This window comes from Fusibacter sp. JL298sf-3 (assembly GCF_053842995.1).
In genome coordinates this window covers 564,722-577,210 of record NZ_CM132608.1, presented here as the reverse complement: position 1 = coordinate 577,210, position 12,489 = coordinate 564,722, and the positions used below count along the sequence as shown (strand labels likewise).

Below are 12,489 nucleotides of genomic sequence, written 5' to 3'. Positions count from 1 at the left end.
CGATGAAATTTATTGCTGTGCGCTGCCACAGAGTGAAAAGAGGTGTCTTTTGAATCTTGTAGAAGTTAGAGATAGAAGCGAATGGCTAATTGAGCAGCTGACTATGGTGTGGAAAGATGCCGTTCAGGCCACGCATTTGTTTTTATCAGATGCGTCAATAGCTGATATTCAGCGCTGTGTTCCGACGGCTATAGCAACTGTTTCACATTTGATTGTCGTAGAGAACAGTGGAGAAACCCCAGTTGCTTTTATGGGGATAAACAATAAAAAACTCGAGATGCTGTTCGTTTCTCCTGAAAGGCGTGGCCAAGGGATAGGAAGAAAGTTGGTTGATTACGGGATTGAAACGTACGCCGTTAATCAACTGACGGTCAACGAACAAAACCCGCAAGCAAAGGGCTTTTACGAGCGCATGGGGTTTAAAGTTTACAAGAGAACAGAAACCGACGAACAGGGGCGACCGTTCCCGCTCTTGTACATAAAACGATTTAGAGCGCCTTTGATTTGAAAGGAGACTGACGTTGAAACTCACCGTTTTAGTTGAAAATAAGAGCAGTGGCCCTTTAAAAGCCAAACACGGTCTGTCACTTTACATTGAGACTGGTACACACAAAATCTTGTTTGATTTGGGGCCGGATGACACCCTTTTTGAAAATGCGCGTCTGTGCGCTATTGATTTGGCACACGTAGACATCGTGGTGATTTCTCACGGACATCGGGATCACGGCGGCGCGTTGGGGCGCTTCTTAGAGGTGAATAAGAAGGCAAAAGTTTATGTTCAAAAAAGTGCCTTTGAACCGCACTACAGCAAAGTCGCCTTTGTTAAAGTCCCCATTGGCCTAGATCGGCAATGGATGTACCACCCGCAAGTTGTGCTATGTGATGGCGATTATGAAATAGATGCCTCGTTAAAGCTGTTTACCGTGACACAGATGGGGCACCGTTATTCAAGCGCCAACGATACACTATACGACGATGCGGGGCGGGATGTCTTTGCACACGAGCAGAATTTAATAATTCTAGGCGACAAAAATGTGCTGATGATGGGCTGTGGGCACACTGGCGTCGTCTCTATTATGGAACGTGCACAAAAATACGCGCCAGCAGTTTGCGTGGGCGGCTTCCACCTGTACAATCCGGCGATTCGAAAAACTGTTGAAAAAGCTCAACTGGAAGCGATAGCCAAGGCGCTTGAGCCCTATAGTCATGTACAGTTTTACACCTGTCATTGTACTGGGATTAAAGCCTTTGAAACCCTGTCTCAACAGATGTCGAATCTCACTTATCTGTCTTGTGGGCATATCGTGGAACTGTCCTAGCGATAGACGCTTACAGTGACCAACACAGAAACGCACTTCTATGGATTGCAGAAGTGCGTTTTGTCGTATGGGCTGTTGTAAACGAGCGCTTACTGAGAAATGCGTATCTTTTTGCCCAAAAGGATAAGCCAGTAGATTAACGCGCCACCTAGTAGTGCGTGAAAAAGACCAGCAATGTGGCTCAAGCCGTTAAAAGTCCCCCCAGTGACGGTTAAAACGCCACGTGCAGCCAATGTACCGAGCAGGCCTAAAAGCGCTATGTGGTACAAATAAAACCAAAATCTAACCCCTTTAAGACTGCTCATATTAAATTGTTTGTCCAATATCAAAGCGATTAAAAAGACCACTGTGCCAAGGACCAGCGCGTGGACGTGTAAATAGCTGAGGGGTGTCTTTTCCGTAAAAGCATGAATCTTTGTAAACGCCCTATAGAAGACGCCGGAAGTCAGTCCGACGAGTGTGTAGAAAAATGCGCTGTAATACAGTTTTTTAATCATAAAGCCTCCTTGTATAATGAATGTTTCTTTGCATTCATACCCAACCAGTTGTTTTAAAACCACCTATAATGTCAACTTAAAAACATACAAAGTTGACAAATACAAAGTGTTTCGTGTATTCTTATATAAAAAAGGGGTAGTCGTCATGTTAAAAGCGTGTGTTGAAAAGATTCTTTCAGGGGGGGCGTTGACAAAGTCAGAGGTTTTAGAGGCGTTGGAACAGCCGTTAGAGACACTTTGCAGTGCGGCAGATGCCGTACGGAGTCACTTTCTAGGGAATCGGTTTGATTTTTGTACCATTGTCAATGTAAAGAACGGTGGGTGTTCAGAAGACTGCAAGTTTTGTGCACAGTCGTCAAAATCTGGCACAGCGGCACAAAAACTGTCGGAAACAGAGATAATTGAAGACGCCAAGCGCGTTGCATTAAAGGGGATTAGACGTTACTCTCTCGTGGCGTCTGGAAAGAAGCTCTCGCCGGATGAAGTATCGACCATGTGCAGGACTATTGAGCGACTAAGTCGAGAGACGGACTTGACGCTATGTGCATCTTTCGGTCTGTTGAGCACCTCTGAATACGAGCGCCTCAAAGAAGCGGGCCTAAAGCGGGTACACAACAACCTCGAAACCAGTGCGCGTTTTTTTAATAAGATATGCAGTACGCATGGGTACTGTGATAAAATAAAGGCCATAGAAGCGGCAAAAAGTGCAGGGCTGGAAGTCTGTAGCGGTATATTAATCGGTATGGGGGAAACTGAAGAAGACCGAATAGATGTCGCCTTTGATCTCAAAAAGCTTCGCGTAGACAGCGTTCCCATCAATGTGCTCAACCCCATTCCCGGAACGCCTTTTGAGCAAGTGAAGCCGCTGGGAACAGAGGCTATTTTGAGAACAGTAGCCCTTTACAGACTTATTTTACCGACGCTGCCCATACGGCTTGCAGGTGGGCGCATCTTAATGGCTGACAGGGGCAGAGCGTGTTTTAAAAGCGGTGCAAATGCCGCCATAACAGGGGATATGTTGACGACAGCGGGCATTACGGTGGCTGACGATTTCGCCTGTGTGAAAGGGCTTGATTATTCGTTTTAAAGAGAGGTGACTGTTGAAGAGAAGAGCAGATGAAGGGGGCGTTAAATGCCTCCTTGAAGAACTGGGCATAGAAGAGAGTATTGACGCCACAGCTGTTTTTATGTGTGATTTCGACACCGGCGAGACGATTTACAGCCGAGGGGATGAGGCGATTTACTTCTATATCTTAGTAGAGGGGCGATTGCGTGTCGATCGACTCTATGAAAACGGCAAAGAGGTTTTGTTGAAGCTTTACAGCCCCTATAATTTTATAGGGGACCTCGAATGGGCCATGAACAGGTTTACGATAGACAACCAAGTTACCGCCATCACAAAAGTGACTTGTGCGGCGATTCCCATGTCGGCGATTGAAGCGCGTCAAAGCTTCTACGAGTTTGTTACGCGGCATTTGGCCATTAAACTTCATACCGTTATTCAGAACAGCGCCTTTAATGCCGCCTACCCGCTCCCCAATCGTTTGGCGTCTTTTCTGTGTGCGTTTCTAGGGGATGATGATGTGGTAGTTCTGCCTATAAAGTACACAGAGCTGGCGGCGCTACTTTCGACGACTTACAGGCACCTGTTACGCGTCTTTGAAACACTGGAGCAGGAGCGGGTATTGACCAAATCCGGCAAACGGCTTTGTATTTGCGACAAAGAGGCGCTTAAAGCACTTGCCGTCGACCATTACGACCTGTCATTTTAAAAATGATACAGGCGAGGATGAGACCTGTGCACAGGGCACTGCCGTAGACAATCGGCATGTACACCGGTGTGCTGTTTAGGCGTTTAATAAAGATGCCGATTAGCGCCCAAACCACGACGAGAGCATAGGCGTAATCTCGATGACGCAGGCACATGACCACAGCCAGCCCCGTAGCGGCGGAGATGGTGACTAAGGTCCAAAAAACCTCGTAGCCGGTGATGCCATAATAAACCAAAACCGCCGTGACATTGGCGATGGTGGCGACACTAATCCAACCGAGATAGACGCTGTAAGGCAACTTTCGGAACCCCGATAGGTCGGCGGCTTCTATTCGGAGGTACAACATAATAAGTGTCACAAGTAGCGCGAGCATAATGAGAAGCGATGCGATGAGGAGCTGATAGTGCCATGCAAAAATCCACAGCGCGTTTAAGAGGTTGCTGACGGCGATGGTACTGCCGTATATTTCGACGTACTGTGCGCGGTTGTTTCGAGAATCGATGAATTGTTTCACAACAGCGGCAATGAGCAAGGTGTAGATAAGCCCCCAGATGGCAAATGTCAAGCCCGTGGGCACAAACAGATTGGGCAATGCATCGGACAGTTCGCCGGTGGTTTTGCCGTTTAGCGGCACCGCATTGGCCAAGTAGTTTACAAAGAGCGCCACTAAGAGCGACGCCGCATTCATATAGGTGTATTTTTTCATATAAGACCTCCTATAAAAGGCATACCCAAAATTAAAAAATTAAATCGATTCACAAGGGGTATGTAGGGAATACCCATAGGGACGATAGGAGGTGTAATAATGGGGATTTGTGCTTATTTGAATTTTAAAGACAATTCTGAAGACGTTATGAACTTTTATGCGAAAGTGTTCGGCAACGCAACAATTGAGATTACGCGTTTTAAAGACATGCCACCGGATCCTGATTTTAAAGTGCCCGAGGCAATAAAAGAAGGGGTGATGCACGGCTTACTTACCTTTGGCGATGAAATGATGATGTTTTCCGATGTGCCGGAGGGCATGGGGCAGCCACTCGTAGTGGGGAACAATGTGACGCTGATGTACGACAGCGAGGATTACGACCACTTGAAAGGCATTTACGATGCGTTCTGCGAAGGCGGCCAAATCATGATGCCATTTGGTAAAACATTTTGGAGTTCCGGTTACGGCTATGTCGTGGACAAGTTCGGCATAGGGTGGCAACTCAACTGCAATTGTGAGATGGAATAACCGCTTGACAAGCCGTTTGCGAGCACTTATAATTATAGCAATAAAGACGGTGAAGAGAAGAGTAGTCGGTGTGTGCGTTTTCAGAGAGTCCTCGTTGGTGAGAGGGGATAACAGGCTTCCGATGAAACAAGGCTTGGAGTTGCGCTGCGGACTTTCGACGATGTGGCGACGTGTGTTCACGTTACAGAACCGGGATATGTCAAGTATCCGACGAGTATCAATTAGGGTGGCACCGCGATAACCATCGCCCCTACGGCAGAGACCGTAGGGGCGTTTTTTTTAACAACAAGATTTGAGCCGAAAGGCTTACCGCGACTATTCAACGCGGAAAGCTGTCAGCGAAAAGCGGTTCGTGATGCCGAAGGCATTACGAATGTTGTTTTAAAACAACAAGCGTTCCCGTAAGCTTTTATGTAGGCATGATAAATCAGTCGATGCGCATATGCGCCGCAAAAATAAAGGAGGACGACGATGAAAAATTTTAAAAGGCCGAGACCTGTTTTTCCGAAAAAAGCCGTGATTACTGCAGGTATGCCTTACGGCAACAAGTCCCTGCATTTTGGACACATCGGAGGTGTCTTTGTACAGGCGGATACGTACGCCCGTTTTTTAAAGGATCGCATCGGTCCTGAAAACGTCATCTTTGTATCGGGAACGGATTGCTACGGCTCCCCGATATTGGCGAGCTACAAACAGTATTTGGAAGGGACTGACGAAGCGCTTTCCATGGAGGCGTATGTCCGCCAATTCTACGACCTGCAAAAGAACGTATTGGGCGCTTATGATGTCGAGCCGAGTCTCTACGCTTCTTCTGCCTTTGGCCGAAGCGGCGAAGTACACAAAGAGGTTTCTGCGAGTTTGTTTGAAAAACTTCACGAAGGCGGCTACTTGAAGCGCTTGACCACACAGCAATTTTACGATGCCAAAGAAGGCGTCTTCTTAAATGGCCGTCAAGTCGTTGGTAAGTGTCCTTTTGAAGGCTGTAAATCGGAGAAGGCTTATGCCGACGAATGCGCACTTGGGCACCAGTACATGCCCAACGAGTTGGTCGACCCCGTCAGCACACTTTCCAGCGAGAAACCCGAACTCAAAGATGTTGAAAACTGGTATTTTGTATTGGACGACTATACGGAGAAGCTTTCGGATATGGTCGCCGTTCAAAGAAAAGAGAAGCGGGTCAGACCGCTGGTGCTGAATATCACCGATGAGTTTTTAAAAGCGCCTGCCTTACACATAACGCGAAAAGAGTACGAAAAGTTTCAAGACTCAGGTGCCCGTATTGAAGGCAGCCTTATCGACGAGCCGAAAAAACCTTCTGTCACTTATGAGTTTAAGACATTAAAAGAGCGCGATGCGGCGCGCGCCGTCCTAGAGGGCGAGGGCATCCGCTACAGAACCGGTAAGACACTGGTGCCGTTTAGGCTTTCGGGCAACATCGATTGGGGGGTGCCGGTCCCGGCAAAAGACGGTCTAGAAGACTTGACATTTTGGGTATGGCCGGAGTCGCTCTGGGCGCCGGTTTCCTTTACACAAACGTATCTCGAGTCCATCGGCGCACCGAGGGATTCTTGGAAGTCTTGGTGGTTGGACAAAGACGCTCAAGTTTACCAGTTTATCGGTGAAGACAACATCTATTTTTACGGCGTCGCTGAAATGGGGATGCTGTTGGCCTATTTAGGGCATCGTCCGGATGGGACAGAGAGCGTAGAAGACGTGAACTTCCCACAACTGGTCGCCAACTGTCACGTGCTGTTCTTAGATTCAAAGGCGAGCAGCTCAGGGGCAATAAAACCGCCTATGGCAGATGAATTGCTCAACTACTACACCAAAGATCAGTTGAGAATGCATTTTCTCAGTCTAGGGTTATCAAAAAAGAGTGTGAGCTTCAATCCGAAGCCGTTTAATCCGGAAGCCCCTGAGGATGAAGCTGATGTGGTCCTCAAAGACGGCAACCTACTCACCAACGTCCTCAACCGCCTCTTGCGCTCGTGTTTCTACACCGCCCAAAAGTACACCGACAGTGTCGTGCCGGTGGGAGAAATCGGCGAAGAAGTCAAAGCGTTGACAGAGAAGGCCATACTGGATTACGAGCAAAACATGTACCGTCAGGAGTTCCACCGCGTCATCTACACCCTAGACAGCTTAATTAGGGGGCTAAGTAAGTACTGGTCTCGGGAAATGAAGGCCGTTGACAGCATGTCGGAAGAGGCGCGCAATCGCGTTTTAGCCGATGCTTTTTACGGCGTCAAAGTGGCCTTGACGCTGCTGCATCCTATTGTACCGTCTAGTACGGAGTTTGCGAGAACGTACTTGAACTTAAATGAGAGCCTTTGGTCGTGGGCACATATATTCGATGGCATTACAGCGCATATGGACAATCCGGCCACGCATAAAATTGAGTTCATCGAGCCGAAGTTCGACTTCTTTGAAAAGCACCCGTCGCAACTTCGATAAATAGATGAGGAAAGAAATGCATTTAAACATCGTTTAAGTGCATTTTTTTTGGTATCATAAAAAGAAAAGGTTTATAAGGAGGTCGGCAATGCGATACAAAATGCACTATGTCAATCAGATGGCAAAAGCGATTGAAACCGTTTGTGACAAGGGCACCGCAGCTTTTGTCCTCAAAGAATGCGAGACACTGACGGCAAAAGCGCCGAAGAAGCAACGGTTTATCGCTATGAAAAAAGTGATGACGCGACTGAACCATGTGGTAACGCCTGAAAAAGTTGAACGCATACGAGAAATGACGGCTTGTCGGCCGGCAAAATTTAAAGCGGTGGTCAAGCAGATTAAAGCGGAGACACTCGGCGAGGAAGAGATGCTCGACAAACTTCAGCGAACGGGATTTGCAGGGTTTATCGATTGGCAAGACGGCGATACGGCAGTCATCACCTTTGACGAAGGCAAATGCTATTGTGGCATGGTTGCACACTCAGACGGTACGATGCCCATTGAGTGGTGCCATTGTTGCAAAGGTCATGTGCGCTGGCTGTACGAAATGGTTTTCGACAAACCGTTCGACCTCACCTTAGACAAATCAGTGGTTGCCGGCGATGCAATTTGCCAGTTTACCCTTAATTTCAATAGAAAGGCGGTTCATTAGTGGAATTGGTTAAAACCGTGTTTAACTATACCCCCGTAAACGAGCAGGAGGAGCGGGACAAGGCGTCGATGTTGTCTTTTTTGGCGGTTCATCAAGACGTGTTAACCCGTCGAAATGTCGTGGGACATGTTACGGCTTCGGCGTGGATTGTCAATCCTGCGCGGTCAAAGGTCTTGATGATTCATCACAACCTTTATAAGTCATGGGCTTGGACCGGCGGACACGCCGACGGAAATCCGGCGCTTCTGGAAGTGGCGATTAAAGAGGCGCTAGAAGAAACCGGCGTCACCGAAGTGCGGCCGGTGAATACGGCGCCCTTTTCTGTAGAAGTGCTCACTGTTGAGGGGCATGTGAAGAACGGCGCTTTTGTATCGCCTCATCTGCACTTTAATGTCACGTATCTTTTAGAAGCTGATGAGTCGAGTGCACTGGCGATTAAAGCCGATGAAAACAGCGCGGTGAGTTGGTTCGAACTGGACGAAGCGGTGGAAAAGTGTACGGAACCGTATATGAAGGGGATTTATCGGAAGTTAAATGACAAAGTGAGGCGAGACTATGTGCGATAAAATTGTTGTGATTACAGGTGGTGGAAGCGGTTTAGGATTTGAGTTGGCGCGGCAATACGCCGAGAAGGGCGCGCAGGTACTTTTGCTCGGACGCCATCTAGATAAGTTGACAACAGCCTGCGATCGCATTCGCGCTGTGGGCGGTAGAGCCGAGGCGTTTGCCTGTGACATTCAAAATGAAGAAGAGGTCATAAAAGTTTACAAACGCATCAAGTCGACGTATAAGGCCGTGGATTTGCTGGTTAACAATGCGGGGATAGGCGCATTCGGCCCGCTGGAATCATTGGAACCGGCATCTATTCACGCCATGCTTTCGGTAAATGTTCTCGGTACCATTACAATGACACGGGTGTTCAAACCCATTGTGCGGGAGCAAATGCTCTTTATAATATCCACGGCGGGACGTCGGGGGAAAGTCAATGAAAGCGTTTATTGTGCGAGTAAATTTGCCGTGCGCGGTTTTGTAGAAAGCCTTCAGAAAGAGTGGACGGACATCGCCGTAACGGCGGTATACATGGGGGGCATGGCGACACCGTTTTGGGCGAAGAGCACCCACATTGCCGACCCCTCCCGTTTAAAAGCGCCGGAAGCCGTTGCGGCGTATATCGTAGCCACCAATACCGGGCAACCGGAGTTGTATGTAGAATAGGAGCGAGTTGTGAACGCATTGAGTAAAAAAGAAGTGTACTACACGGAGGCGCTCAGTCAAATCTGGGTCTATAGAGGCCGTTCAGTTGTCGTGTACTCTGTTGTTGAGGGCACGTGGTCAAAAAAGCCCGTGGTGATGGGAAAAGTAAAAAACGAGCTCTTTAAAACGCCATTTGGCACTTTTAGTTTAACGTCTAAAACCGAACTTACCCATGTGGAAAGCGGTCGCCTGGTGCCGTTTAAACCGGCGGATATGCGTGCGTTCTCTAAAATCAAGTCCCGTCAAAACGCCGTCATCAGTTTTGAGCTCTTTAAACAAGCGTGTTTGTTACAAGGGACATTTGATGCCGAAGAAAAGACTCAGTTTTTAGAAGGGGTTGAAGCGCAGTCGGGGCAATTGGACGTCGGAAGCAATACCATTCAGTTGATGGACGCCATGCGACAATGCTTAGAGATGTTGTCAACAGAGGGCTGGGGATTTTCCCAAAAGGGGTATGTGTACGAAAACAGTCGTGCGCAAAACGGCTTTAGGAAGCCGGTGACACTGCCCAACGGCCTCGTGCTGTACATGCCGTTTAAAGGAGGTTCCTATGCTTAAATACCGTGTCGATGCTTTTACAAAAGAGGGAGAAGGGGGCAACCCCGCCGGTGTGGTACTGGATGGGGAAAAAGTATCGCCTTCCCAGCGCCAAGCGCTGGCATCTGAACTGGGTTTTAGTGAAACGGTGTTTGTCGAAAAACTTTCCGAACGCCGTTTTAGTCTCGCGTTTTACACGCCGACGGATGAAATCGACTTGTGCGGCCACGCCACTGTAGGGGCATTTGGTGTCATGAAAGCGTTGGGCCTTTTAGAGGCCGGACACTATGTGGCGCTTACACGTGCCGGAGAGTTGCCCGTAGAGATCGCCCCATCCGGGCAGGTGATGATGCGTCAGAACGCACCGCGTTTTTACGAAACCGTTCCTAAAGCGCTCATCGCCGAATCATTGGGACTGAGTGCTGACGATCTTTCGCCGGATTTGCCCTGCGAGATCGTCTCTACCGGTGTGAAGGATATCTTGGTGCCCGTTGCAGTGCCGTTAAACAAAATAAAACCCGATTTCAAAGCGATTGAGGACGTGAGCCGCCGATACAAGGTAACGGGTTATCACGTGTTTTCACGCGTTTTAAAAGATCGGGTTTTGGCACAATGCCGTAACTTTGCGCCGCTTTTTGGGATACCGGAAGAGGCGGCGACAGGTACGTCAAACGGTGCGCTTTTAGGCTATCTACACCGTCACGGTTGCCTTAGGGGAACCTTTGACGATGGGGGCTGTTTCATCCAAGGAATGGAGATGAAGCGCCCGTCTAAAATCGTCGGTCGACTCGATTGCAACGGAGGTCGACTCACTGGTGTCTATATTGGGGGAGAAGTTGCCAATATCGAGCGCCTCTAACGGCGACTTTAGCCTATGCGGTTTTATGGGAGCTGTTGTCAAACATTGCGTCTTCAGACAGGAGAGCGACAGCCAGTTCGACGATTTCGGGATCGAAATGAATCCCGGAACAGCGTTTGAGTTCTTTGACGCACGTTGATTTAGAGCGTGCGGATCGATAAGGTCGATCGGTTAGCATGGCGTCGACAGCATCAGAAACGGCTATAATACGCGCGCCGAGTGGTATGTCTTTCCCTCTTAACCCATCGGGATAACCTGAGCCGTCCCAACGCTCATGGTGTGAGCGCACCATTTGAACGATGGCGTCAAACCCTTTAATGTTGCTTAATATCTGCGCCCCTACAACGGGGTGCTTTTTAATTTTTTCCCAGTCACTTTCCGTCAACCGTCCAGTTTTGTTGAGCACGGCGTCTGGGACGTAAATTTTACCGATATCGTGCAAGTGAGCGGCCATGTGTATTTCTGCAACGGCCTCACGGGTCATGAGACGCGATTGGCACAGCAGCGAGGTAAAATCGGCCACTCGATCGGAGTGACCTCTGGTGTATTCATCTTTTGCTTCAATGGCCGAGATGAGAACGTCGATGAGTTCGTGGATTGAGCAGAAACCGTCGGGATTGATGCAACACTTCATGAGCACTCCTTATTGTAAATGACTATCATTTCTACATAGAAGATTATATCAAGCACCTGTTCGCGCGTCAACTAAATCCCGAGAGATTTTGTAGGGATTACAAAAAGGACCGATTGGCGTTACAATTCTGTTAAAAAATCGCCGACGTTGAGCAACGCACCGCTGTCGTAGTCTAGGCAGTCATCAATAAGGTCGACGAGCACTTGAGCAACGACGACAGGGGGGAGCAACTTGCCGTCAGCCTTTAACGCCTTGAACTTTTCGAGGGTTTCAAACGCCGAACTTCTAATGGTAGCCTGCATGTCGGTATCCATAACCCCAGGACCGAAAGAGAAGCATTTAAAGTTGTCTTGTGGGTTGTCCTCCGCTGCGGTGCGCGTGAGCATATCCACGCCGGCTTTTGAGATACAATAGGGCGACCAGCCCGCAATAGGACGTTTTCCTGCACCAGAAGAGACGTTGGCCAGTCGAACGGGACCTTCGTGGTCTTTAAAAACCCTTAGAAATGCTACCGTCAACAGGCTCGTGGAGAGGAGATTGACATTGATGTTTTGAATAAATTCAGCGGTATCCACCGCCTGAAGGGGGGCAATGGGACCGATAGTCCCGGCGTTGTTGACAAGGGTTACGGCATCTTCACAGGACAGATCGAGTCCGTTTAAAAGCGTTTGAAAGACCAATAGGGCATTGTCTGGCTCAGAGAGATCAATCGACTGGTGGCACACGCGCCCTTCTGAGGCGTCGATAACGGCTTTTAACGCTTCAGAAAGGTGACGGGACAACGCCACAACTTGGCAGTCGTCTTGTCTTGACAACAATTTTACAGTTTCCAAACCGAGGCCTTTGGAAGCCCCTGTAATCATCGTGTATTTCATATAATACCTCCTATGCGTGGGAACCGCAGACCACTTTAAAATGCGGTTCTAAGCGGTTGATGTGCGCATGGTACTGTGCGCATTCGACTTCAATACAACGGGCGAGATGAACCGTTTCGACACCGTTGCGTTTAAGTTGCTCTACTTTATGAGACCAGTCTTCACCGTCGTATACGGTTTCGGCACAACCGGCACAGTAGAAGAGGCAACTCATTTCAACGTCTTCATTCACATAAGGTGCAAAAGCGTGCGCCTTTTTATGAAAGGCGTTGTAACACCCGATTCCGGTACACTTGTTGACCAATTTTCGACAGGCCATTACGGCTATTTTCATAACAAAACTCCTTTTAAATCATAAACTAATAACAGTATAGCGGAATAAATGATGGAAGTAAAATGCAA

Annotated in this window: 16 protein-coding genes and 1 other annotated feature; of the genes, 11 read left to right on the top strand and 5 right to left on the bottom strand. The window is 48.5% G+C overall.

Annotated elements, in window-relative coordinates; genetic code table 11:
* The first annotated feature begins 49 nt into the window (after positions 1-49).
* Positions 50-508 (top strand): GNAT family N-acetyltransferase, encoded by a 459-nt coding sequence (locus ACR6HW_RS02780; RefSeq protein WP_455729649.1) that lies wholly within the window; start codon positions 50-52, stop codon positions 506-508.
* 13 nt (positions 509-521) lie between these two features.
* Positions 522-1,319 carry an MBL fold metallo-hydrolase gene (locus ACR6HW_RS02775; protein ID WP_455729648.1) on the top strand — a complete coding sequence of 266 codons (798 nt, stop codon included), beginning with the start codon at positions 522-524 and terminating at the stop codon, positions 1,317-1,319.
* An 89-nt stretch (positions 1,320-1,408) separates the two neighbouring features.
* On the opposite strand, the gene ACR6HW_RS02770 is transcribed toward ACR6HW_RS02775, so the two are convergent.
* Entirely contained in the window at positions 1,409-1,816 is a 408-nt protein-coding gene (locus tag ACR6HW_RS02770; protein ID WP_455729647.1) for a DUF2871 family protein, read from the bottom strand.
* Positions 1,817-1,961: 145 nt separating this feature from the next.
* Between ACR6HW_RS02770 and bioB the strand changes: the two genes are divergently transcribed.
* Positions 1,962-2,903: a biotin synthase BioB gene (bioB, locus tag ACR6HW_RS02765; RefSeq protein ID WP_455729646.1), complete on the top strand. Its 942-nt coding sequence runs from the start codon at positions 1,962-1,964 to the stop codon at positions 2,901-2,903.
* Between the two features lie 13 nt (positions 2,904-2,916).
* Positions 2,917-3,588 (top strand): Crp/Fnr family transcriptional regulator, encoded by a 672-nt coding sequence (locus ACR6HW_RS02760; protein WP_455729645.1) that lies wholly within the window; start codon positions 2,917-2,919, stop codon positions 3,586-3,588.
* Here the strand turns inward: ACR6HW_RS02760 and ACR6HW_RS02755 are convergent.
* Positions 3,548-4,294 carry a hypothetical protein gene (locus ACR6HW_RS02755; RefSeq protein ID WP_455729644.1) on the bottom strand — a complete coding sequence of 249 codons (747 nt, stop codon included), beginning with the start codon at positions 4,292-4,294 and terminating at the stop codon, positions 3,548-3,550. The genes ACR6HW_RS02760 and ACR6HW_RS02755 overlap by 41 nt on opposite strands.
* Before the next feature lie 99 nt (positions 4,295-4,393).
* Between ACR6HW_RS02755 and ACR6HW_RS02750 the strand changes: the two genes are divergently transcribed.
* The 7 genes from ACR6HW_RS02750 (at position 4,394) to ACR6HW_RS02720 (ending at position 10,578) form a co-directional block, all read left to right on the top strand.
* A complete protein-coding gene (locus ACR6HW_RS02750) occupies positions 4,394-4,822 on the top strand; it encodes a VOC family protein (RefSeq protein ID WP_455729643.1) in 429 nt (142 codons plus the stop codon).
* A 40-nt stretch (positions 4,823-4,862) separates the two neighbouring features.
* Positions 4,863-5,077 (top strand) — a binding site (T-box leader).
* 216 nt (positions 5,078-5,293) lie between these two features.
* The gene (locus ACR6HW_RS02745; RefSeq protein WP_455729642.1) at positions 5,294-7,276 is read left to right on the top strand and encodes a class I tRNA ligase family protein; all 1,983 of its coding nucleotides are present in this window, start codon (positions 5,294-5,296) and stop codon (positions 7,274-7,276) included.
* Between the two features lie 88 nt (positions 7,277-7,364).
* A complete protein-coding gene (locus tag ACR6HW_RS02740; protein ID WP_455729641.1) occupies positions 7,365-7,928 on the top strand; it encodes a DUF6144 family protein in 564 nt (187 codons plus the stop codon).
* The gene (locus tag ACR6HW_RS02735) at positions 7,928-8,494 is read left to right on the top strand and encodes an NUDIX hydrolase (protein ID WP_455729640.1); all 567 of its coding nucleotides are present in this window, start codon (positions 7,928-7,930) and stop codon (positions 8,492-8,494) included. The genes ACR6HW_RS02740 and ACR6HW_RS02735 overlap by 1 nt, the downstream gene beginning before the upstream one ends.
* Positions 8,484-9,143 (top strand): SDR family NAD(P)-dependent oxidoreductase, encoded by a 660-nt coding sequence (locus ACR6HW_RS02730; protein ID WP_455729639.1) that lies wholly within the window; start codon positions 8,484-8,486, stop codon positions 9,141-9,143. Before ACR6HW_RS02735 ends, ACR6HW_RS02730 begins: the two co-directional genes overlap by 11 nt.
* Before the next feature lie 9 nt (positions 9,144-9,152).
* Positions 9,153-9,740: a hypothetical protein gene (locus tag ACR6HW_RS02725; protein WP_455729638.1), complete on the top strand. Its 588-nt coding sequence runs from the start codon at positions 9,153-9,155 to the stop codon at positions 9,738-9,740.
* Positions 9,733-10,578: a PhzF family phenazine biosynthesis protein gene (locus ACR6HW_RS02720; protein ID WP_455729637.1), complete on the top strand. Its 846-nt coding sequence runs from the start codon at positions 9,733-9,735 to the stop codon at positions 10,576-10,578. The genes ACR6HW_RS02725 and ACR6HW_RS02720 overlap by 8 nt, the downstream gene beginning before the upstream one ends.
* 13 nt (positions 10,579-10,591) lie before the next feature.
* Here ACR6HW_RS02720 and ACR6HW_RS02715 read toward each other — a convergent pair whose 3' ends face one another.
* The 3 genes from ACR6HW_RS02715 to ACR6HW_RS02705 form a co-directional block, all read right to left on the bottom strand.
* Positions 10,592-11,212 carry an HD-GYP domain-containing protein gene (locus ACR6HW_RS02715; RefSeq protein WP_455729636.1) on the bottom strand — a complete coding sequence of 207 codons (621 nt, stop codon included), beginning with the start codon at positions 11,210-11,212 and terminating at the stop codon, positions 10,592-10,594.
* A gap of 119 nt (positions 11,213-11,331) precedes the next feature.
* Positions 11,332-12,087, bottom strand: coding sequence for an SDR family NAD(P)-dependent oxidoreductase (locus ACR6HW_RS02710; protein ID WP_455729635.1), 756 nt, complete (start codon positions 12,085-12,087; stop codon positions 11,332-11,334).
* Positions 12,088-12,097: 10 nt separating this feature from the next.
* Positions 12,098-12,421, bottom strand: coding sequence for a CGGC domain-containing protein (locus ACR6HW_RS02705; protein ID WP_455729634.1), 324 nt, complete (start codon positions 12,419-12,421; stop codon positions 12,098-12,100).
* Between the last annotated feature and the right edge of the window lie 68 nt (positions 12,422-12,489).